General features: G+C 56.3%; 12 protein-coding genes. All 12 read left to right on the top strand.

The features are described from left to right. Nucleotides 1-18 precede the first annotated feature (18 nt). The 12 genes from ABGT88_RS02820 to ABGT88_RS02765 all read left to right on the top strand — a co-directional run bounded on the left by ABGT88_RS02820 (nucleotide 19) and on the right by ABGT88_RS02765 (nucleotide 23,808). Nucleotides 19-3,096, top strand: coding sequence for a SusC/RagA family TonB-linked outer membrane protein (locus ABGT88_RS02820; RefSeq protein WP_346700301.1), 3,078 nt, complete (start codon nucleotides 19-21; stop codon nucleotides 3,094-3,096). Nucleotides 3,097-3,109: 13 nt separating this feature from the next. Next, nucleotides 3,110-4,786: a SusD/RagB family nutrient-binding outer membrane lipoprotein gene (locus ABGT88_RS02815; protein ID WP_087408729.1), complete on the top strand. Its 1,677-nt coding sequence runs from the start codon at nucleotides 3,110-3,112 to the stop codon at nucleotides 4,784-4,786. A 52-nt stretch (nucleotides 4,787-4,838) separates the two neighbouring features. Beyond that, entirely contained in the window at nucleotides 4,839-5,669 is an 831-nt protein-coding gene (locus tag ABGT88_RS02810; RefSeq protein ID WP_258327144.1) for a hypothetical protein, read from the top strand. Nucleotides 5,670-5,686: 17 nt separating this feature from the next. Then, a complete protein-coding gene (locus tag ABGT88_RS02805; RefSeq protein ID WP_346700298.1) occupies nucleotides 5,687-7,339 on the top strand; it encodes a PKD domain-containing protein in 1,653 nt (550 codons plus the stop codon). Nucleotides 7,340-7,416: 77 nt separating this feature from the next. Then, nucleotides 7,417-10,185, top strand: coding sequence for a family 10 glycosylhydrolase (locus tag ABGT88_RS02800; protein ID WP_346700296.1), 2,769 nt, complete (start codon nucleotides 7,417-7,419; stop codon nucleotides 10,183-10,185). Between the two features lie 103 nt (nucleotides 10,186-10,288). Beyond that, on the top strand, nucleotides 10,289-11,722 hold the full coding sequence (locus ABGT88_RS02795; protein ID WP_346700294.1) for a hypothetical protein: 1,434 nt from the start codon (nucleotides 10,289-10,291) through the stop codon (nucleotides 11,720-11,722). A 238-nt stretch (nucleotides 11,723-11,960) separates the two neighbouring features. Next, nucleotides 11,961-14,399: a phosphodiester glycosidase family protein gene (locus tag ABGT88_RS02790; protein WP_346700292.1), complete on the top strand. Its 2,439-nt coding sequence runs from the start codon at nucleotides 11,961-11,963 to the stop codon at nucleotides 14,397-14,399. 22 nt (nucleotides 14,400-14,421) lie between these two features. Then, the gene (locus tag ABGT88_RS02785; protein WP_258327148.1) at nucleotides 14,422-16,881 is read left to right on the top strand and encodes a phosphodiester glycosidase family protein; all 2,460 of its coding nucleotides are present in this window, start codon (nucleotides 14,422-14,424) and stop codon (nucleotides 16,879-16,881) included. 24 nt (nucleotides 16,882-16,905) lie between these two features. Beyond that, nucleotides 16,906-19,380: a phosphodiester glycosidase family protein gene (locus ABGT88_RS02780; RefSeq protein ID WP_346700289.1), complete on the top strand. Its 2,475-nt coding sequence runs from the start codon at nucleotides 16,906-16,908 to the stop codon at nucleotides 19,378-19,380. A gap of 19 nt (nucleotides 19,381-19,399) precedes the next feature. After that, entirely contained in the window at nucleotides 19,400-20,302 is a 903-nt protein-coding gene (locus ABGT88_RS02775) for a PD40 domain-containing protein (protein ID WP_087408737.1), read from the top strand. 10 nt (nucleotides 20,303-20,312) lie between these two features. Then, nucleotides 20,313-22,697: an Ig-like domain-containing protein gene (locus tag ABGT88_RS02770; protein ID WP_258327151.1), complete on the top strand. Its 2,385-nt coding sequence runs from the start codon at nucleotides 20,313-20,315 to the stop codon at nucleotides 22,695-22,697. A gap of 271 nt (nucleotides 22,698-22,968) precedes the next feature. Beyond that, a complete protein-coding gene (locus tag ABGT88_RS02765) occupies nucleotides 22,969-23,808 on the top strand; it encodes a hypothetical protein (protein WP_087408739.1) in 840 nt (279 codons plus the stop codon). Nucleotides 23,809-24,015 lie beyond the last annotated feature (207 nt).

Genomic DNA, 24,015 nt, shown 5'->3' with positions numbered 1-24,015 from the left:
TAACAAACAAGCAGTATTATGAGAAGACAGGTGCTACTTCTGTTATTTTCCCTATTTGCTCTGGTAGGTTTCGCTCAGCAACGCACCGTAACGGGTACCGTTGTGTCGGCCGAAGACGGGCTGCCCATCATCGGGGCATCGGTCCATGTCAAAGGCACATCGCAAGGAACGACAACCGACTTAGACGGGAAATTTTCTATTAAAGTCAACGACAATGCAAGCCTCACGGTCAGCTATGTGGGCATGCAGGCTCAAACGGTTCAAGTCAACGGAAAATCGGTTATCAATGTAACGCTGCAAGGCTCCTCCTCCCAACGTCTGGACGAGGTAGTGGTAACAGCCATGGGTATCCGCGAAGAGAAAAAGAAGTTGAACTTCGCCGTCCAAAGCCTGAACGCCGATGAAGTAACCGCCGGACAGTCGGCCAACTTCGTCAACTCCTTGCAAGGAAAGATTGCCGGTGTATCGGTATCGGGCAGCGGTGGTTCGCCCAACGCCAGCTCTCAGATTATCATTCGTGCCATCTCCTCTATCAACTCGGGGCAGAACAACGAGCCGCTGTTCGTCATCGACGGTATGCCCATGCGTGGTGGAGGTACCTCGGCCGGCGACATCAACCCCAACGATATTGAAAACATGACCGTGCTGAAGGGTGCCGCCGCATCGGCCCTCTACGGTTCGGAGGCCGCCAACGGTGTAATTCTGATTACGACCAAGAGCGGTAAAAGCGGACAAATTGTCGTAAACGGTAGCGCCAGCGTACAGATAGACAACAGTGTACGGATACCCAAAATCCAACAGAAATATGTACCCGGCTCGCTCGGTTTCTATAAGGAAAACAGCGTAAGCGGTGGCTGGGGTCCCATGCTGAAACCCGGCGAACGCACCTACGACAACGTAGGCAACTTCCTGGGCACGGGCCTCTACCAGAAATACGACGTAAACGCATCGGGCGGTACCGACAAGTTCACGGCCTACGCCTCGTTCAACTACACCTCGACCGACGGTGTGGCTCCCGAAGACTACCGCAACCGCATGGGTGCCTTGATCAAAGCCACCTTCACCCCCACCAAGTGGGTCAAGATAAACGCTTCGTTGAACTACATCGACACCAAGTCGCGCTCCTTTGGCAACAACATGAGCAGCGTATATACCTGGCCCATCAACAACGACATGCGCAACTACAAGACCCCGCTGGGCAAACCGATTTACAGCACGGCCGACGGCGGTCGCTACGACAACTGGGACGCCCTGACCGATGCCGACAAGATTACCGCCGGCGTGAGTCCCTACTGGGGCCGCTACGAAGACTGGGGCGAATCACAATCGTCGCGTATGATTCTGAACGGGTCGATCGAATGGACTCCCATCAAAGACCTTACCTTCACCGGTAAGATTGCCTACGACAAGGGCTACACCACCTCCGACTCCTACGGAAAACCCCGTTTCGACAAAGACGAACTCGACGAGAGCGTAATCTCGAAATACCTCTACAAATACGGGTATTACACGTTTGAGCCCAGCCGCGGCGAACTGCTCACCGTACAAGGTTTGGCCACCTACAACGTAGACCTCTTCAAAGACCTCAACATGAGCATCCTGGCCGGTGCCGAAATCATGGTCAACAACAGCTACGAAGCCACCCTCTCGGGACAAGAGTTCGTGCTCGAGGGCGACTACTACAGCTTCAACAACACCAACACCGAGAACTGGATGAAGACGGGCGACTACCCCATCAACTACTTCCGTTCGAAGAAAAACAAATACGGATACTTCGGCGAACTGCGGTTCGACTACAAAGGCATCGCCCAGTTGAGCGGAACCGCACGTTACGACGGCTCCTCCACGCTGAAACAAGCCGACCAGTCCTCTTACTTCTACCCCTCGGTTACGGCCGGTTTAATCTTCAGCGAACTCTTCCACCTGAGCAACGACTGGTTCAGCTACGGTAAGATTCGCGGTAACTGGGCACAAGTAGGTAAGGATGCTACCCCCAACAAGTTTACCAAAGCCTATCGCGAAGGTTCTACCTTCCCCGACGGCGGTTACAGTATCGACCCCACCTCGTCCTACGCCATCACGCTCGAACCCGAGATGACCAAGTCGTGGGAAATCGGTGCCGACCTGCGATTCTTCGACAGCCGCACCCGACTCGACGTAGCCTACTACTCGACGATGGTCGACAACCAGATTGTTACCGTGCGCGTGTCGCCGGCATCGGGTACCATCCTGCAAGTACGCAACGAAGGTAGTATCGAGAACCACGGTATCGAAGCCACGTTGAGCCAGGACATCTTGCGCAGCCGCGACTTCGACTGGACCGCCAACCTCAACTTCGGTTTGAACCGCGGTGTCGTAAAATCGTTGCCCGAGGATGTGAGCGAAATTCAAGGTACTCAATTCAGCGACATCTATACCACCGCCTACCTGCACGGCTCTACTACCGGTATTTCGGGTAAGGACTACATGCGTTCGCCCGACGGTCAGGTGCTTGTCGACGAAGATGGCTACCCCATCATCGACCCGGCCAAGAGCGTATACATCGGTAACCGTGAACCCGACTTCCTGCTCGGTCTGAGCAGTACCTTCCGCTGGAAAGACCTCACCGTATCGTTCCTGCTCGACGGCCGCGTAGGTGGCGACGTGTACAACGGCACGGCCCGTTCGCTCTTCACCAACGGCATGCACAAGTCGCTCGAGAACTATCGTAACCGCGAGGTAGTAGTCAAAGGCGTTGTCGCTCAACCCGACGGCACCTACGTACCCAACACCACGCCTATCGTACTGAACCAGACCAACCTGAACACCTACTTCTACGGCGTAAGCTCCAACTTCATCGAAGATGGTTCTTACCTGCGTTTGAGCTACGTAACCGTAGGATACGACTTCTCCCGGTTCCTCAAGAAAGGCAACCCCTACATCAAGGGGCTCAGAGCCTCGATTACCGGCCGCAACCTCTTCCTGTTGACCCGCTACTCGGGCTCCGATCCGCAAATCTCGACTTCGGCAGCCTATGGTACCGGTACGATGGGTATCGACAACATGTCCATCCCGGCCACGCGCAGTTTCAACTTCACTATCAACGCAACATTCTAACACATAAGGAGCCATGAATAAATATAAATATATCATATTATCATTGTTAATCGGCCTGATGGGTACAACCAGTTGCGAAGACTGGCTGTATGAAAACATCAACGAGGACGCCGCTCACGAAGTGTTGCCCGAACAGGTATTCCCCATCGTCCTGTTCTACTCGGCTCAGTTGCAATTCGACCATGCCGAGTACGGCACCTACCTCTCACAAACCCTCACGACCGGCGGCCGTAGCCAAACCTCGAGCTTTGCCTACAAAGCCGGCTGGGGCGACTTCCTGACCATGAACCGCCACCCGCAATGGCGTCGTCACTTCTACGACATCGGTGCCAATGCAAAAGAGATTATCGACGGTGCTCACGCAGAGCAAGCCTGGAACCTCGAAATGATGGCCCGCACCCTGCGCCTCATGTCTACCCAGATGACTACCGACCTCTTCGGCGACATGCCCCGCAGCGAAGCCTACGAGTCGAACAGCCCCAAATACGATACTCAAGAGAGTATCTACGACTGGATGTATCAGGAGATCGACAATCTCATCGCCATGTACGAAAACCCCGCTTATACCGAAGCGGCCACCAACATCCCCATCGACCCGTCGATCGACCGCGTATTTGCCGGTGACCTGAACAAGTGGAAACACTACGCATATGCCCTCAAGGCCCGCCTGCTGCTGCGCAAACTGCCCAACTGGAGCAACAACGCTGCTACCTGCCAGGAGATTATCACCACCGTAGACAAGGCCCTCGAAGGCTGGGAAGACGTGCTCTACCACTTCGACGGTGGCAACGGTGCCCAGAACAGCCCCTGGGGCGAGGCATTCAGCCAAGCCGAACAAGGCGGTCTCGGCTGGGAAGGCCGTGGCAACATGCTGGGCTCGGCTATCCCCACCACCTACTTCATGGAGAACATCCTGGGTGTATTCGACTCGCACAGCAACCTGAACGGTTGGGCCGAAGACCCCCGTATCCTCGCCTTCATGAGCGCCCGCCAAGGCCCGGCTCAAAGCTCCGATACAGGAACCAAGATGCGTTACCTCGACACCAACATCGGTATGGACGTTTCGTATAAGGTAGAGAACTACCCCAATCTCTTCCCCGAAGTCGATGGCAAGAAGGTTTCGGTCTACACCCAGAACACCGGCTACGTACCCCTCTTCCTCGAAGAAGAGTTGCTTCTCATCAAAGCCGAGGCTACCTACTGGGCCGGCGACAAACCCACTGCCCGCACCCTCACCATGCAGGCCGCCGAGGTCAACTTCGAGCGCTTCAACCTCGAGTCGATTTATGGCAGCAGCTACTCGCGCTACCGCAACAACTACCTGGGCAACGAGAGCGGATCGGGTAAATACATCACTACCTACTTCCCCGCCGACGGGTTCAACATCGGCCACATCATGCGCCAGAAGTACGTATGCCTCTATCTGCAACCCGAGCAGTGGACCGACATGCGCCGCTACAACTACAGTTGCGAAGAGAACGGTCGCCAATACGACAACGTATACGTATATCCCGGACTGAAACGGCCCAACAACATCTACGAGGCCCACTGGGGCGACGATCCCAAAGCCTGGATCAACCGCATCAACTACGACCCCGAGACCGAGGAGAAATACAACAAGGCCGAACTCGAAAGACTGGGAGCCTACAAGAACTACCAGTGGTTGCGCAAACCCATGATTTGGCAATAAACAAGAGAGAAACAGAAAGAATTGAGGTATTCCATAAATAACGACATTCGATATGAAAAATAAAGTAAAAATAGCATCTCTGCTGCTGGCAATCGTGGGACTGTCGGGGTGTGAAGTCAACGACCCCATCAACGATTGGGCAGACCTGGGACAACAAACCGCATATGTCTACTGGGAGCTGAAAGATGCCGTCAACGCCGGTAGCGAACTCGACTTCAGAGTCTATTACTACACCGACGGCAGCACCGTCGAGAGCGCCCAAGTATGGTATGGCGTCAACAGCACCATCACCCGTGCCGTTACCTGTCCCTACATCAGTTACACCTACACCGAGACCGAGAGCAGCGAGGTAGTCGCCTCGCACCTGGTCAAGGAGTTCGACCCGTCCACCGTATCGTGGGACGATGCCAAATCGTCTTACATACTCGACTCGACCTTCCCCGTATCGGCATCGTGGGCCAGCGTAACCTGGGCCAACGTGGGCGGAACCGATTTCACCGAAACCCTGTTCCAGACCTACTTCCCCGGCGAGTACGAAACCAACTTCCGCGCCGCGCTCACCACGCAAATAGCCACCGACTATCATGGCAACATGAAAAAGATTGTGGTCGACGGGTTCATGCGCATGACCGAAGAGGAGTATGAAGCTCTCTTCACCACATCGGTCGATGCCGAAGGTAAAACCGTCTACAACATCACCGACGAAAACAAAGCTACGCTCGACGGTATCGTTGCCGGTCTCACCACTCCCGAACTGCTCTTCGACGGTAAGGAGTATGGCGTAAACTACAACTGTGCCTACACCCTCACCGCCCGGTTCCAAGTGACCGACTCGAAAGGGGTGAAGAGCAATACCGATATTAAAAACATTACTGTCAACTAATAGAAACGCAAAGAACAATGAAAGCATTAAGAAACATAGGTTTGACGGTAGTCTTGCTGGCCTCGTTGTCTGCCTGCGTAGAAAACGATCCCACCTACAATGTTTATCCCAGTGACGATGTAGCCTTTACCTACTGCGTCACCAACGAAGGATACGAACTCGACTACCTGGTAGGGTCCACGATACAGTTTACCAATACCTCGGCTCTCTCGGGTGCCTGCACTTGGGAGTTCGGCGACGGCGAAACCTCGACCGAACCCAACCCCACGCACACCTACAACCTGCCGGGACAGTATGAAGTAAAACTTACCGTGGGCGGAGAATTCACCACACGCCCGTTGCTCATCAACGATATTAAACCCACCATCGTCGCCAAGACCGAGAACGACGCGGTGTGCGTGATCAACGATGTAGAGGTAACCCTCGAGGTAACCCTGCGCAACCCCGCTGCTTCGGCTCAACCCGAATATACCTGGGTTCTGCCCGAAGGAACTACACTGGTCGACCACCCCGAAATCACCAACAACACGTATGTAGGTGAAAATCCGGGCCGACTCACCTTCAAGAACATCGGTTCGCAAACCATCACCCTGAAGACGACGCTCGGCGGCCGCGCCCTGCAAGACGTGAAAGCCAACGTACAGGTGGGTACTCCCAACGCTTCGAAGACCCTCTACTATGCCGTCAAGAGCGGTAACATCATGGCCTACAAGCTCGACTACAACGTGCCCGAGGGCAGCAGCAACTCGCCTTTCGATCTGGGCGTGAAATCGGGAGCTCACCCCCTCAACCTGCTCTTCCACAACGACATTCTCTACGTACTCGACTGCGGTACTCAGTTTACCTACATCAACGATACCGAGAATAACCGCGGCGACGGCAAAATCACCGCCGTAACCAAGGATGGCAGCAGCATGGAAACCGTGCTCTCCAACGTAGGAAACACCGCTTTCAACGACCCCTTCTACGGATGGATCGACAGCGAGATGCTCTATTTTGCCGACCGTAACACGGGTATCCGCCGCATCGGTGTCAACGAGCGCAACCTCGCCCTCAACACCAGCGACGCCAAGTTCGATTACTTCGTGATGAACAACCGCCTCGAATACTACGGCAACCCCTGGCAATATGGCGCCATGAACGCCTGCTTCGCCAAGGTCGACGGCCTCTGGTACTGGGGCAAGACCTACGGCGGTGGCGGTATCTACCGCTTTGCCGACAGCGACATCAGCACCGTCGACATCAGCCGCGGCAGCAATCCTCCCTATGCCGTCATCTTCCCCGACGAGTTCGTGAAGTCGTTTGTCATCGACACCAACAACCAGATACTCTACGCCATCATTCGTGACAAAGGTCTCTTTGCCGTGCCCATGGCCGACATCAGCGCCAACGACGCCTCCAAGACCAACACCAAAGCCGACAACAAATACCTCGTGGCCAGCTTCAAGTCCGATAGCGACGGTAGCACCGGCGAGTTTGTCGACGTATGCCAGATGGTTCTCGACAGCAGCGACGGATCGGTTTACTTCGGTCTGCGTGCCGACGAGGGCAGCACCGAGCCTTCGGGTATCAAACGCTGGAACCCCGCCACGAAAAAGCTCGAAACCATCGTATCGGGTGTAAGCCCCTACGGCATTGCCCTGAACGACAACCTGTCGAACCTGTTCTGAAAACATAGACTACAATCCCATCCCGCCGGTCGTCACCGGCCGGCGGGATTACATAAAAAAAGAAACAGATACACAAGATGAAATACATCGCCAAAATATCAATCGTGCTCCTCGCCCTGTGGATGGCTCTCCCGACTTTTGCACAAGCGCCCAAGAAAGAGGTGCGTGCATTCTGGCTGTCGACCGTATGGCGCCTCACCTGGCCCCAAACGACCCTGATAACCGAGACCGGTAACACCCAGCAGATACAAAAGCAGAAAGACGAGCTCACCATGCTGCTCGACTCGGTGAAGGCGGCCAACTGCAACACCGTCTACTTCCAGGTGCGCGGCCGTTGCGACGCGATGTATCGTTCGTCCTACGAACCCTGGTCGAGCGACCTGGTGGCTACCCGCGGTATGGACCCGGGATACGACCCTCTCGAGTTTGTCGTCGAGGAAGGCCACAAGCGCGGCATCGAGGTTCACGCCTGGTTCAACCCCTACCGCTACGAAAGCGTGCTCAACCAATGGGACGGCACTCCCCTCAACTATCGCGAATCTCACCCCGACTGGCTGCTCGACTACTCGGGTAGCGGCTCCATCCTCAACCCCGCCATGCAAGAGGTTCGTGACCACATTACCGCCATCATCGAGGAGGTGGTAGAAAACTACGACATCGACGGCGTCGTATTCGACGACTACTTCTACATGTCGGGCACGACCGATGCCATGGACAACGAGCTCTACCAGACCCAGAACCCCGACAACCTCTCGCGCGGCGACTGGCGTCGGCAAAACGTCAACAAGCTCATTGCCCAGGTATACCAAATGATTCAATCGACCAAACCCTACGTGCGGTTCGGCATCTCGCCCGCCGGCGTGTGGTGCACCGATGCCTCCATCGCCGAGAAATACGGCGTAACCCCCACCCCGGCCGGTTCGGGTTGGGCCTACAACGACATCTTCTGCGATCCCATGGCGTGGATTCAGGAAGGTACCATCGACTACATATCGCCACAAATCTACTGGACCATCGGGTCGAGTAGCGACTACACGACGATTGCCGCCTGGTGGAGCGAAATCGTACGCATGTTCGGCCTCCACTTCTATTCGAGCCACTCGGCCTCGAGCCTCAGCTCGGCCAAGATGCCTTCGCTCGACCGCAGCACCGCGGCTCAAGCCGGGCAACTCCTGCTCAACGGCGAACGGGTTCCTGCCCAATCGCTCTCCTCTATCGAACGCACTATCGCTCAGGAAAACGGGGCGAACAACTATATCATCGACGGGGCTACCGCCGCTTTCAAAGGCTCGGAGCTGGTGAACCAAATCAAGGTAAACCGCACCTTCGACGAAACCGGCGCCCCGGGTAGCGTCTTCTACAACATGCGCAAGGTGACCCACACCTCGGGCATGCTCGAGCTCCTGCGCTCCGACGTCTACAAATACCCCGCTCTCGTGCCGGCCATCAGCTGGAAGGCCACGACCAATCCCGGTCTCGTCTCCAACATGGCCTACAACAACGGCACCCTCTCGTGGACCGGAGTCAATGGCATGCGCTACGCCATCTATGCCGTGCCCGAAGGTACCTCCCAGGCTACCGCCTGCCGCGAAGCCCGCTACCTGCTGGGCCTCTCCTACGAGACCAGCTACACCATACCTGCCGACTGCCGCACCGGCTACACCTACGCCGTGGCCATCGTCGACCGCTATGGCAACGAGTATGCCCCTCTCTTCCTGGGAGCCTCGGTGGGCAACGCTACCGCCGTTTCGCTCACCAGCCCGGCTGACGGAGCGTCGGCCATCGGCATATTCGACTTTACCTGGAGCAGCGTAGCCGACGCCTCGTACTACATCGACGTGGCCCGCGACAACGCCTTCACCGACCTTATCCTCTCGCGCGAGGTAACCACCAACTCGTTTGCATCGAGCTACCTCCCCGACCTCGAGAAAGGTACCTACTACTGGCGAGTTCGCACCCGTCAGGCCAACTGCACCGACGCCACGTCGGCCACCTACAGCTTCAACGGCGGACCGTTCGAAATCGAATCGCCCGTGAGCGGTAGCACCAGTGTATCGACAACCCCCACCATCAGCTGGACCGTCTATCCCGGTGCTGCCGAATACCGCCTCGAAATCAACACCTACGACGACTTCCGCACGATGGGTGTAACGCTCGACCAACGATACAGCAGCAACAGCACCACGCTGAGCCAGGGAATATTGGTAGGCAATACCAAATACTACGCCCGGGTAACGGCCTATGCCGGCGACATCGAATACACCAGCCCCGTGACCTACTTCACCACCGAAGAGGCAATACCCGATGTACCCGTCATCCTCTTCCCCACCCAGGGAGCTACGGTCGAAGGGCCCACCCTGCAAGTGCGCTGGGCCGAAGAGCCGGCCGCCAAGACCTTCCGCATCGAACTGCATACCGACGATACCTTCTCGCCCGTACGCAACGTGAAACGCCAGACGGTCGATGCCTTCGTCTACGAAACCGAATTTGAAGGACTGGCCGACGGCGTGTGGTACCTGCGGGCTCGCTCGGAGTATGCCGGCGGCGAAACCGAATATTGCAACACCATCTCGTTCACCTATAAGAACACATCGGGCATCGACCTCACCCGGCGCGAAGGCAAGTGCCAGGTTGTCTCGGGCAACGGCGCAGCTCTCGTAGTGGGCCGTCAGGCACAACACATCGCTATCGACGTAGCCAACCTGTCGGGCCAGATTGTCGCCCAATTCGAACGAGAGAATGTGGCCGAGGGCGACCGCATCGCACTCGACCTGTTGCCTCGAGGGGTATATGCCCTCATCGTCACCATCGACGGGCAACGCGAGATTTTGAAACTGATAAAATAACCAACTGAAATATATTGATTTATACAATATAGTTTTTAAATTATTTATTCATTTAAATTTATCTATCATGAAAAAATTATTACTTGGGATCGTTGCCGCATGTATGGCAACACCGATGTTCGCTCAAGACGAACTTGTGAAAGATCCGGCAACCTACCAACCGGTGAGTGGGTACTCCATCGAGAACCTGTGGATAAAAGCGGATATTACCGGCAACAACATGACTGAATTAGTAGGTGGTAACCGCTCTCGTGGTATGACGGTAAGAAATGGCGAAGTGCTCTATTCGTACAGAAGCGATTTCACCGGCATCAAAGTGTATGACCTGAAAACGGGTAACTTCAAGAAAGACGTTAAGTTCGATACCGAAAAATTCAAAGTAAGCTATGCTTACACCAAAGTCGATACGGTTGTCAATGCTCCGGGTGACACGACGTTCAACAAAACGCCTATGGAAGAGCAAAAAGTGCCTGGCTTCCTGTGCAACGATATCCAGGTTGATGATGCCGGCCACGTAATCGTATTCAACATGTCGACTTCGCTGAGTGGCGAGGCTATCGGCTTGTGGTCCATCGATATGGCAACGGGCGAACCCACCAAGGTAATGGAGCTCAAAAACGCTCAAGGTCTGCTCGATGGCTATCGCGTTGACTACTTCGCTGTAAAAGGTGATGTAACGAAAGACGCTATCGTCATGTTCCCCGTCAGCAGTGGTAGTGTAGCTATCCGTTGCGACATCAAGGACGGCCAACTGATTGAGCAAACGGGCGATTATGCCGGCTGCACCTTCAAAGTTATCGAAATCCAGAAATATGCTCCCGAATCGGCTGCCGACAACGGAACAGGTCCCCGTATCGCTATCGTTGACAACGACTACTTCTACCTCGACGGATTCAACAGCGAGGCAGCTCTTTATGATATGAGTGGTTCGTTGATTGAAAGCGTATCTGATGCTCCTGAAGAGTGTGGTATTGTAAATTCAAAATTCGGTAATAATGGTGTAGCCGAATTTACCCTCAACAACAAACCCTTCTGTATTTATATTGTTTCCAATAACGAGACAACTCCTCCTCAAGCTTGGAAGATTATCGAGATGGGCGACGGTCCCTCATTTGAAGGTGCAACCTATTACTGGACAATCCCCGAGGGTGGCATAGGGGCCAAATCGAATGGCGTTCGTACCGCCCTGCCTCGTATCGCCAAAGTAACCGACGGTAAGGGTCTCGAAGCAGCCTACATCGCTGTATATGCCGAAGCTAACGGTACGGCTGTTTACAAAATGACTCCCGAAGGTTACGACGAAGACAGCGAATCGGGTGTTGCCCGCGTAGCTGCCGACAACGTGAAAGTATTCGTAAACGGCGACATGATCCAATTCTCGGGTGCTGCCGACGCTACGGTTTACAACCTGGCCGGACAGAAAGTAATGGAAGCCAACGGTGTTGAGTCGATGGCTGCTCCTGCCGTGAAAGGTATCTACGTAGTAAAAGCCGTTGTTGACGGTGTACAAAAAGTTCAGAAAGTGGTTGTAAAATAAGCCCTTCGTGCTAAACCTCTCATTTAGAATATAACTTTTAAGGGAAGGGCGGTATATGTAAATCTCTTATATATATCGCCCTTTCTCTTTCCACTACGATACGAAACAGACTTTCTAAATCCTTTTATTTCCGCCCCGATAAATAAGCTGCCGACAAAAGGGAAAGCCCACCATGACAGTTCGAAACTTATCGCCGGCTCACATCGCATCTTAATCTTACACTTCACTCGGTTGCCTTATGAAAAAGATATTTACCCTTCTCTTGCTATTTACTCTGCTGCCTCTGCTGCTCAGCGCCAAAGGCACGGTAACCATCGGCGGTAGTCCCTACACGGCCGATACCCTGGCCCATTACAAGGTAGGCCCGGGCACATATCACACCTATGTACACTTCTCCGGGCCCAAAGACATGCGGGCCTTCTACCTCGAAATAGACGCTACCAACCCCTACATATCGTTCCAGTCGGTTCTGGGACGCGACTCGATTGTCACTTGCGAAGGCATCACCAGCATGGCTGCCCGCAAAAGCCAGCCCGGCAGCCGCTACTTTGCCGGTACCAATGCCGACTTCTTTGCCACTTCGGGTGCCATAGGTACTCCCGTTCACGGATTCGCCTCGGGAGGCCAACTGGGCAAAGTGCCCGTATCGTCGGGTCCTCAAACTGCATTTACCCACAACGACGAGTGCTACATCTCGTTCATCACCTTCTACGGCCAGGTTACTTACAACAATGCCACCTATGGCATCCACAGCGTGAATGGCTCGCGCGGTACCGACCAGTTGGTACTCTACAACCGCTACGTAGGCCACTATACCCACACCAACGCCTACGGCTACGAAGTGCCCGTGAGCCTGGCCGACGGCGAAACCTGGGGGCTGAACCGCGCCGTGAAGATAGTCGTATCGGGAGCCGGCAGTACGGCCGGCAACATGGAGATTGCCGAAAACGGAGCCGTACTCTCGGGACACGGCGCTTCGGCCGATTTCCTCAAAACCCTGCAACCCGGCGACGAACTGGAGATGAAACTGCTGCTCCAGCTCGAAGACGGCACCTACCCCGACATCAACTGCATGATTGGCGGCGACCGCAAGATTCTGGGCAACGGCCAGGTGCTCGATACCGATTGGGCCGAACTCCACCCGAGAACCTCGATCGGCTACTCGGCCGACCGCAGCAAAGTCTATATGCTGGTGGTTGACGGCCGCCAGAGCGGATACTCCGACGGGGCCACCACCAAACAGATGGCCGACATGCTCAAACTGGCCGGTGCTGCCGACGGCATGAACCTCGACGGCGGCGGTTCGAGTGGTATGTACATCGAGCAGTATGGCTTGGTCAACAGCCCCAGCGACGGCCACGAACGGGCCGTGAGCAACGGTATATTCGTCGTGTCGAATGCCCCCGACGACAACAACATTGCCGAAATCCTCTGCACGCAGGAGTATTGCGTCCTGCCCAAATATGGCATATTCACCCCCCACTTCATGGGGTATAACCAGTATGGCTACCTCATCAATACCGAGTTGACCGGCGTCACCCTGCGTTGCGACGAGTCGCTGGGCTATATCAAGGACAATACCACCCTCGTAGCCTCGGGCGAAGGCCGCGGCAAACTCTATGCCAGCTACAATGGCGCCGAAACGTCGGTCGATATTGTAATCGGTGCACCCGAAGGGCTCACCCTCCGACTCGACTCGGTCATCAACGACGGCCTCTACGAATACCCCATCGAGGTGACCTCGCTGGTCAACAACGAGCCGATGATTATCGCTCCCGAAGCCTTCGAATGGACGGTACAAGACCCGGCCATCTGCAGCGTAACCAACGGTAACCTGAAGGGGTTGGCCAACGGCAAGACCTATGTCTACTGCCAACAGGACGATTTCCGCGACACCCTCGCCGTGACCGTGCAGATACCCGCCTACCGCAACATACCCATCGACAATTTTGCCGATGCCTCGTCGTGGGAAATCACCAACTCGGCTCTGAAAGACATCGCCATCGTCCCCACAGCCGAAGGTACCGAACTGCGCTACACCTTCAATTCGGGCCGCGCCCCCTACCTGCAGCTGGCCAAGGATATTGCCCTGTACAGCCTCCCCGACAGCTTGAGCATCATCCTCAACACGGGCGAAACGCTGGTAAACAAAGTGGTGCTCACGATGAAAGAGAATGCCTCGATGACCTCGACCCTCACCGAGTTTGAAGATATTCCCCAGAATACCGACCATGCCATCTCCATCCCCATGGACGGCTATTTCGAAAACTACCGCGACATGTCGCACTACCCCGTCATCTTCAAGAGTTTGAAGCTCTTCATCACCGGTTCGTCGCAGACTGCCGGCAACCAATACACCCTCAAGCTCAAGGAATTCTCGCTCATCTACGACGGCATCACGGTGAACGTATCGAATCCCGAGATGGCCTCGCTGCTGCGGGTATATCCCAACCCCGTGAAGGCTGGCGACGCACAGGTATACTTCGCCCTTCCCGAGAGTGCCGAAGTGAGCTGCGAGCTCTACAACCTGGGCGGCCAACTGCTCAACCGGGTAGAGATGGGTCTGATGCCGGCCGGCGAAATAGCTCTGCCTACCGGCAATCTGGCCAGCGGCACCTATCTGCTCACCATCCGTCGCGGCAACCAGGCCGATACGGTAAAACTGATTATCCGATAACCGAATCCAAAACGACACGCTTATGAAAAAGAGACTCTGCCTGCTTCTGACCGCAGCCCTGGCCATCGCTCTGCCGGGCTGGAGTCTGACCATAGGAGGGACGAGCTACCAGATCGATACCCTCGTACAGTCGCACCACATAGGCCCGGGTACGAAATACGCCTTCTACGACGTACCAGCCTACCCGCTGAAGTTTCATGTGGTCGAGGTCGACCTCACCAACCCCTACGTCGATATAGAGACCTGTCTCAGCGGCGACCAGGCAGTGGCCACAGAGACTCCCTCGAGCATGTCGGCCCGCAATACGCGGCCGGGACACGAAGTCCTGGCCGCTACCAACGGCGACTTCTACCAATATGTCGACCCCATCGAGATAGGTATTCCCCGCAGCGGGCAATACCGTCGCAACGAGTGTGTGACCAACCCGGTAGGGCGGGCCTCGTTTGTGCTCACCCCCGACCGGGTACCCTATATCGACCGGGTGAACTTTTCCGGCACCGTCAGCTCAGGCGGCAACAGCCACCGGCTGCACGCCGTGAACATGCAGCGCCTCGAGTGGGAACCCGAAACAGCTGCCAACTTCATGCTGCTCTACACCAATTCGTACGGCACCGAGACGCATGCCACGACCGGCGGCACCAAGGCTATCCTGCGTGCCCGTGACGGCGAACTCTTCTTCGGGGCCAACCGCGAAATCGTCTGCGTAGTCGACTCGATATTCGACAATCCCGGCGTATCGCCCATTCCCGAACAACGGGCCGTACTCTATGGCGTAGGTAGCGCCGAGACCTTCCTCAAAGGCCTTTCGGCCGGCGACGAGGTATCGATATTCCTGAAGACCGACCTCGCCTCGGCTCCCGGTCTGCTCACCGACATCAAGGAGCAGATGGGCGGCAGCGACCACATCATTATGAAAAACGGCGAGTTGGTCGATGCTTGGGACGAAGAGCACCCGCGCACCTGCATGGGTATCTCGAAAGACAAGACCAAAGTCTACCTGATGGTAGTCGACGGCCGCCGGGCCGGATATTCGGCCGGAGCCACCATGAGCGTGCTGGCCGACCTCTTCCGGGCTGTCGGAGCCAACGATGCCGTGAACCTCGACGGCGGTGGTTCGTCGGCCATGGTCATCAACCAGCAGATTGTCAACCGCCCCTCCGACAACAAGGAGCGAGCCGTGGGCAACGGCGTGCTGGTCATTTCGAATGCGCCGGTCGACAGCGTACCGGCCCGCCTCGAGTTTGAGCCGGTGCACTACACGCTGCCCGTCTATTGCCGCTTTGTACCCCAGGTAACCGCCTACAACCAATACGGCCTCATCGTCGACCCCGACTTCCAGGAGTACACCCTGTCGTGTTCGCCCGAAATCGGCTATATCGACCACAATGCCTTCGTGGCCTACGGCACGCCGGGCAAGGGTACCATCACGGCTACCTACAACGGCATATCGGTCACCAAGGATGTAGTTCTGCAGGAGAGCGATTTTGCCATGCGGCTCGACTCGGTCATCCTCGACGGCTACCGCGAGTACCCGATTGAAATCTCGTCGTCCATCGGCGACAAGACCTACACCCTCAACCCCTCGACTCCGCAGTGGAGCGTTGCCGACCCCACGGTGTGCAGCCTGTCGGACGGAGTACTGATGGGTCTCAAGAACGGCGAGACGACCGTCACCGGCAACCTCGACGACTTTACCGGCTCGCTCAAGGTGAAGGTAGAGATTCCCACCTCGCACTCGCAGCCGGCCGACGCCTTTACCTCGGGTTGGGAGGTGACCAGCATCTCGGCCATCACCGATGCCCGGCTCGTCCCCGCCGCCAATGGCGAAACGAATCTCGAATACACCTACAAAAGCGGACGGCAACCCTACATACAGATTGCCAAAAACCTCAATCTGTACAGTGTGCCCGACACCTTCAAAATCACCATCAACACAGGCAATACCCGCTGCTCCAAGATTACCATGTCGATGAGCGGGGCCCTCATGTCTACCTCGCAAATCATGGAATGGCCTACCGTGAACCCCGGTGAAGACTTCACCTATACGGTAGCCATGAACGATTTTCTCGACGACAAGGAAGACCTGGGCAACTACCCCGTGCAGTTCCAGTATCTCAAATTCTTCCTCGACGCCTCGTCGCAGACTTCGGGCGAGAAGTACCAGATACGCATCAAGAACTTCGACCTGGTCTACGACCACATTACCCTGAGTGTCGACGACATCACTACCGCCGCAGCCCTGCGGGTCTATCCCAATCCGGCCCGAGCCGGCCAATCGGAGGTATTCCTGCACATCGATACACCGACCGAAGTCCTGGTTCGGGTATACGACCTGAACGGAAAGCTACTCACCGTACACAACTACGGGCATTGCGACAGCGGTACGCTGGCCCTGCCCGTTGCCGGGTTGCAACCGGGCAACTACCTGCTGCAAATCGTTCGTGACCAGCAGGTCGACACCGCCAAACTGATAGTAAAATAACCTGCTTAAACAATCTGAACTGTTATGAAAAAAGTAATCCTGATAGGCGCTTTGTCGCTCCTCTGCGGAGCCGGTGCAAACGCCACCATCAACATCGCCGGTGTAGCGAAACAGGTCGATACGCTCGAGTGCCGTTCGGTGGGCCCGGGTGTGCAGTATGTGCGCATGCACATGCCCGAGTATCCCCTCGACGTCTACACCCTCACCATCGACCTCAACAATCCCTACAACGACGTAAATACCTTCATCGGCAAAGACCATGCCGGTACGACCGAGGCCATGACCCAGGCATACACACGCCTCTCCACGCCGGGGCACCGTACCATCGGGTCGGTAAACGGCAACTTCTGGATTGTCTCGGGACAGGGCATGGACGACCTTCTGGGCCAGCCGCACAGCGGTTGTATGGTGAACGGAGAGTTTGCCACCGAGCCCAACAACTGGAACCGCGCCAACCGCGGCGAAGGCATCGAGCGGCTGCAAGAGATTGCGTTCGTGATGCTCGACGAGGAGAAGAAGATGTGGATCGACGACATCTATTTCGAAGCCCGGGTGACCAACGCCGCCAACGAGAGCTTTGCCATCGCCGAGATTAACCGCATCCGCAACGAAAACGAAATTGTGCTCTACAACCACTTTACGGGTGAGACCGAAAGCTACATCGACGGCGTCGATGTCATCGTCGAACCTGTCGAAGGCGAGACCTGGGGTTCCAACAAAGAGGTGAAGTGTGTCGTGACCCGCATCGTACCGGGCACGGGCGGCACCCAGCTCGAAGGGGCCGAGTATGCCCTCTCGGGTGCCGGCACGGGAGCCGACTTCCTGAACAAGCTCCAGGTAGGCGACCAGGTGACCATAAGCACCTCCATCAAAACCCGCACCGACAGTCTGGTACCCATGGCCCGCCAGATGCTCACCGGCAACGCCCTGGTGATGCGCGAGGGCCAGCTTACCCCCCGAAATGAAAACGAGACCTACAACTCGCAGACCTACTCGCGCACGGGCATAGGCATGTCGCAAGACGGCAAGACGCTCTACCTCATCGTCATCGACTACAAGTCGAGCACTTCGGTAGGTTGCAATACCGCCACCATGTGCTACATTCTGAAACAGGCCGGGGCCTGGAACGTGGCCAATATGGACGCCGGCGGTTCGGCCCAGATGATGCTGCGGGGCAGCCTCGTGAACAATCCGGCCGACGGCAAGGAGCGCCCGGTATCGAACGGCTTCATGATATTCACCAACGCCCCCGACGACGAAAACCTCACCCACCTGGCTTTCGACCACTACAACCTCGAGATTCCGGCCTATGCCTGCTTCGAACCTACCATTCTGGGTTATAACCAGTATGGCGTGCTGGTCGATACGCAAGTGGCCGACTACACCCTCAGTTGCGACCCCTCGCTGGGAACCGTCTCGGACGACGGCAAACGCTTCTACGCCGCGCCCCAGGCTACTACGGGCATCCTGCACGTCACCTCGGGCAACGCTACGGGCGAAATCAAGGTGACCGTCAAGGCTACCGAAATTGCCATGAAGAACAGCGCCGTGCTGGCCGACAAGGCTCACCCCTATCCCATCGAGGTCGTCTCGACCATCGGCGAGAATACCTATACCTACGACCCCTCTTCGCTCACCTGGAGCATCGACGACCCCACCGTCTGCCAAATCGACGGGGGTGTACTCACCGGCCTCCAGAACGGGCAGACCCGCATCACCGGTTCGATAGGCGACTTTAGCGGCTCCATGGATGTGACCGTAGAGATTCCGCAGTCGCCCTGCATCCCGGCCGACGACTTCACCGGCTGGACCACCAAGGCCATCAGCGCCATCACCGACGCCACGGTCACCCCGGCAGGCGACGGGGCCGGCACGCTGGCATTCACCTACAAATCGGGCCGCCAGCCCTACGTCGAGATGGACAAGAGCGTCACCCTGTACAGTATCCCCGATACCATACGGCTGCTCATCCACAGCGAGATACCTCTCTCGAAGGTACAGGTTGCCTGCAAGGCCAACGGCGACAAGGAGCAATACCTCGAATACGAAGGCCTGGAGACCAACAGCGACTACCTCATCGCCATCCCTTCGGCCCAAATCACCGGCGAGAACAACCGCGGCGGATTCCCCATCACCCTGAACTACATCAAGTTCTATATCAGCACCTCCGGGACCACCAGCGGACAGGCCTACAAGATTGACCTCAAGGAGTTCAGCCTCGTCTACAACGGGGTAGTGAGCGGTATCGAGGCGATAGCCGGCGACCGCAACCTCACACTCTATCCCAACCCCGTGACCGACGGCACCTTCTGCCTCGAGGGTGAAGCCATCGCACCGGGAAGCCTCGTGCGGATATACGACCGCAACGGTGCCCTCGTGCTGGAACAGACCATCGACCGACCGGGTACCATCGATGCCGGTTCGTTGACCCCCGACGTCTACATCGTCGCCGTACAGACGCCCCACGGGAACTTTGTCAACAAAATTGTCGTACAATAAAATCAAAAAATCATACACCATGAAAATGAAATTGACCATAGCCCTGTTGGCGTGCGCTGCCACGCTCTCGGCACAAAACGTATCGGTTACCCGCCACACCGAGGTAACCCCCGAGGGAGGAGCCGCCTATTTCCCGGTGCTCAGTCCCGACGGCAGTAAAATGGCCTATACCTCGTCCGACTACACCGGACTGAAAGTGCTCGACTTCACGACCGGCAACAGCCAGGTGGTGAGCTTCTCGGCCGGGGCCGGTTTCGACCCGGTATTCAGCACCGACGGCTCGGCCATCTACTACCGGCAGCAAAGCACGGTGGGCGGACAGAAGCTCCGTTCGCTCTCGGAGTATAACCTCGACCAGAAGAGCGAACGTCAGCTCATAGCCCCCACCCGCGACCTGAAGCGCCCGGCCGCCATCGCCGGAGGCATGGCCGTATTTGCCGGCAACAAACTGTTCAAGAGCGTAGGCGCCCGCATCAACAGCCTCTACGTCTACTCGGTAGCTCAAGAGGGTACCATCGTCGTATGCGACGGCAAAACCTCGCGGGTGTTGCGCCCCTACGGCAATCAGGTGCGCAGCTACTTGTGGACCACCCTCTCGCCCGACGGCACCAAGATTGCCACCTATGCCATCGGCAAAGGGGTAGTCGTGCTCGACCTCGACGGTAAGGTACTGGCCGAACTGGGCGACTTCGAAGCCCCCGCCTGGTACGGCAACGATTTCGTAGCCGCTGCCCGCACCACCGACGACGGCCACCAGTACACCGCCTCGCAAATCGTGCTGCTCGACCGCCACAACCGCCAGGTACACAACCTCACCGCCCCCGACGAGATGGGCATGAACCCCTCGGCCGCTGCCGGTAAAATCGTGTACAACACCCCCGAAGGCAAACTCTTTATGCTGGAATTAAACATCACGAAATAAAAACGCTGCCATGAAAAAACTCTATATACTCGTCATAGCCCTCGTGGGCTGTCTCGGTCTGCAAGCCAAAGACATGACAGGCCTGAGAATCTACATCAACCCCGGCCACGGAGGCTGGGACTCGGACGACCGCAACGTAGCCGTCGCACCCTTTGCCCAGGGCGATACGCTGGGCTTCTGGGAATCTTCGTCGAACCTCCACAAGGGGCTCATGCTGCGCGAACTGCTCGAAGGCCAGGGGGCTACCGTGGCCATGTCGCGCGTGCTGAACCGCACCGAAGACGACCTCAACCTGAACACCATCAGCCGCGAGGCCAACGAATTCGATGCCGACCTCTTCTTCTCGATTCACAGCAACGCCACCGGCACCAGCAATCGGGTCAACTTCCCCATGATGCTCTTCAAGGGATACACCGAGAATCCGGCCAAACCCGAAGACAAGGTGGTGGCCAAGATTCTGTTCAAGCACCTCATCGAAAACCAGGTCACCTACTGGACGCAAACCAGTGAATACGTAGTGGGCGACTGGGATTTCTACCCCGACTGGAACAACGCCGGCCTGGGCGTGCTGCGTAACCTCACCGTCACGGGATTCCTCTCGGAGGGTTCGTACCACGACTATGTGCCCGAGACCTACCGTCTGCTCAACATGGACTACAAATACATCGAGGCCTGGCACTTTGCCAAGGCGGTGATGGAGTATTTCAATACCGATGGCTTCACGACTGGCCACATTGCCGGTGTCGTATACGACAGCCGCATGACCCGCACCGAGTCGTACGTACAGCACGGCCGCGACAAGCAGGTGCCCCTGTGCGGTGCCACCGTCACCCTGCTGCCCAACAACATCACCTACACGACCGACCCCTATTTCAACGGCGTATACATGTTCCGCGACCTGGCTCCCGGCAACTACCAGTTGAAAGTAGTGGCCGATGACCACTACGAACAGACCATCGACGTCACCGTTACGGCCAACACCATAAGCTATACCAACGTCGCCATGGACCGCGTGAGAAGCACGCCGCCCGAGGTGCTCTCGTACAGCCCCATGATGGAGAGCGAAACCGACAGCATCAACTGCACCACCCCCATCGTCATCAACTTCAACTGGGATATGGATGTAGAGTCGGTACGCGAAGCCTTCTCTATCGAGCCGGCCGTCGAGGGCGAAATCACCTTCGAAGACTCGCAATACCGCATGGTATTCACCCCCAACCGTCCCTACGAAGTGGCTACGCGCTACACCGTGACCATCGACAAGAGCGCCAAACACCCGGGTAACCTGTCGATGGAAGAGGACTTCTCGTTCTCCTTCCTCACCCAGGGCCGCAACCAGTTGAAACTGCTGGCCTCCAGCCCGGCCGATGGTGGCGTGGTTCACTACACGAAACCGACCCTCGAGGTGCGGTTCGACAACGTGCTCGATGCCGTCGACATCCGCAACCTCATCAAGCTCTACGACAACGAGGGCAACGAGGTGAGCATCAACCTGCGCTCGGCCAAGTACAACCAGCTGGGCGACGTCTACGGCAACTACTATTTCACCACCGCTTCCGACCTGGTTCAGGGTCAGGAGTATCAGTTGCGAATCGATGCCTCGCTGAGCGACGTCAACAGTCTGCCCGTCATCGACCCCATCGTGATTAACTTCACCGCCGGCGACGTGCGCCACAACGACGCCCCCATCGAGGACTTCGAGACGGCCGACCGCATCACCTACGACGCAGCACAAAGCAGCGGCGTGTCCACAGCCAAGGCGGTCCGCTCGACCTCGCAAGCCCTCTTCGGCAGTGCCGGCTACAACTTCACCTACACCTTCAACGCCAACGAAGCCTATGCCTTCTACCCGACCGATGCCACCTTTGCCGGTGGTGCCACCGTCGACAACACCCAGACCATAGGCATGCACATCTATGGCGACCTGGCCTGCGACGAAATCTGGCTGCAACTCTCGTCGGGCGACGACACCCGGGAGGTGCTGCTCACCAACATCGACTTCCGCGGCTGGCAATTCCGCGAGGCCCGTCTCGACCAGCTCACTCCCGGCAAGAGCTACCGGGTGAGCGGCATCAAGGTGGTGCGCAAGGGCCCCTTCTTCTCCAACTCGGGCAGCTTCTACCTCGACAACATGCTGGCCTACACCTCGTCGGGTATCCAGTCCGTAGCCACCTCGGCCTCGATTCAGGTATACCCCAACCCGGCCACCGACCTGCTGCACATCCAGTCCGAGGCTCCCGTGCAACGCGTAGCCCTCTACAACCTGGCCGGTAGCTGTGTAGCCACAGGCACCGAAGCCGTGCTCGACGTCACGGGTATCCCCGCCGGTACCTACCTGCTCCAGATCAGAGCCGCCGACCACAACTTCTGCTACCCGGTATTGATTGTTCATTAGTTCATTTATTACCTCCTGCGAGGCTGCATACTCCGGCATTCCCGCCGGATATGCAGCCTCGTTCACCCATTAGGTTTTAACAGAAATTTGGTACTTTATATAAAAAATAAGCATTCCTTTTGGAAAATGTCGAAAGAAATTTTATCTTTGTGATGTATAAGCAACAGAGTAGCGATGCAAGGACCAGCATAATCACAGGCAAGGACTTGCAGGCTCTTTTTTAATTTAATGGAGTGATACCAGAAAACACCATTATCAAGATTTTGGATTTATGAAGATTATAGCAGAAAGTGGTTCCACCACTACGGAATGGGTTCTCGTCGACGGGAAAAATGTGGTAGAAAGGAGTTTTACCGAAGGTATAAACCCCTTCTTTCAGACACGTAGAGAGATCAGTCACAGCATACGGCTCAACCTGCCCGAAGCCTTCTTCAAGAAAAGATGGGAGCGGGTCTATTTCTACGGCGCCGGATGTGCCAACCTCGACAAGAAAAACATACTCGAGGCCTCGCTGGTAGCCCAGTTCAAGACCCCCATCTCGGCCGAGAGCGACCTGTTGGCTGCCGCCCGCGGTATGCTCATCGACAAACCGGGTATCGCCTGTATCTTGGGTACAGGCTCCAACTCGTGCCTCTACGACGGTGAGCGCATCATCAAAAACGTACGGTCGGCCGGCTACATTCTGGGCGACGAGGGCAGTGGGGCCGCCATGGGCCGCCGCTTCCTGAGCGACTACCTCAAAAATCTGGCTCCCAAAGAGTTGTGCGACGCCTTCTACGAGAAGTTCAAAGTCACCCCCGACGAGATTCTCGACTCGATCTACAACCACCCCTTCCCCAACCGGTCGCTATCGACCTTCTCCTACTTCCTCAAAGACCACCTCGACAACAAATACGCGTTCAACCTGGTCTACGAAGAGTTGATGCGGTTCTTCCAGCGCAACATCATCCAGTACGACTACAAGTCATACCCGGTCTTCTTCATGGGAAATCTCGCCTACACCTACGCCGACATCCTCGACCTGGTGGCTAAAGATTTCGGACTCAATATCGAAAAGACCGAGAAGAGCCCCATGCGGGGACTTATCGAGTACCACTCGATTTACGGATAAGCTTCAACCACTTCCGCACCTCATAGCTATGCAGAACCGACACCCTCGATTCTGCATATTTTTTTTCGTTCACAAACGGAGGGAAATTCATATTAAAAAATACTAAATATATGTTCCCGAAATCAAAATATACCTATATTTGTATTAACTAAAAAGATAGTTTTTGCCCGCCGACACCGACGGTGGCTCTTTGGCACGGCCCAAATC

The organism is Barnesiella sp. An22 (assembly GCF_963931395.1).
GTDB classification, from domain to species: Bacteria; Bacteroidota; Bacteroidia; order Bacteroidales; family Barnesiellaceae; genus Barnesiella; species Barnesiella merdigallinarum.
This window is presented reverse-complemented; position numbering and strand designations above follow the sequence as displayed.

Coding starts and splice junctions, on each gene's coding strand:
- ABGT88_RS02820 (WP_346700301.1), top strand. CDS start 19: ATGAGAAGACAGGTGCTACTTCTGTTATTTTCCCTATTTGCTCTGGTA.
- ABGT88_RS02815 (WP_087408729.1), top strand. CDS start 3,110: ATGAATAAATATAAATATATCATATTATCATTGTTAATCGGCCTGATG.
- ABGT88_RS02810 (WP_258327144.1), top strand. CDS start 4,839: ATGAAAAATAAAGTAAAAATAGCATCTCTGCTGCTGGCAATCGTGGGA.
- ABGT88_RS02805 (WP_346700298.1), top strand. CDS start 5,687: ATGAAAGCATTAAGAAACATAGGTTTGACGGTAGTCTTGCTGGCCTCG.
- ABGT88_RS02800 (WP_346700296.1), top strand. CDS start 7,417: ATGAAATACATCGCCAAAATATCAATCGTGCTCCTCGCCCTGTGGATG.
- ABGT88_RS02795 (WP_346700294.1), top strand. CDS start 10,289: ATGGCAACACCGATGTTCGCTCAAGACGAACTTGTGAAAGATCCGGCA.
- ABGT88_RS02790 (WP_346700292.1), top strand. CDS start 11,961: ATGAAAAAGATATTTACCCTTCTCTTGCTATTTACTCTGCTGCCTCTG.
- ABGT88_RS02785 (WP_258327148.1), top strand. CDS start 14,422: ATGAAAAAGAGACTCTGCCTGCTTCTGACCGCAGCCCTGGCCATCGCT.
- ABGT88_RS02780 (WP_346700289.1), top strand. CDS start 16,906: ATGAAAAAAGTAATCCTGATAGGCGCTTTGTCGCTCCTCTGCGGAGCC.
- ABGT88_RS02775 (WP_087408737.1), top strand. CDS start 19,400: ATGAAAATGAAATTGACCATAGCCCTGTTGGCGTGCGCTGCCACGCTC.
- ABGT88_RS02770 (WP_258327151.1), top strand. CDS start 20,313: ATGAAAAAACTCTATATACTCGTCATAGCCCTCGTGGGCTGTCTCGGT.
- ABGT88_RS02765 (WP_087408739.1), top strand. CDS start 22,969: ATGAAGATTATAGCAGAAAGTGGTTCCACCACTACGGAATGGGTTCTC.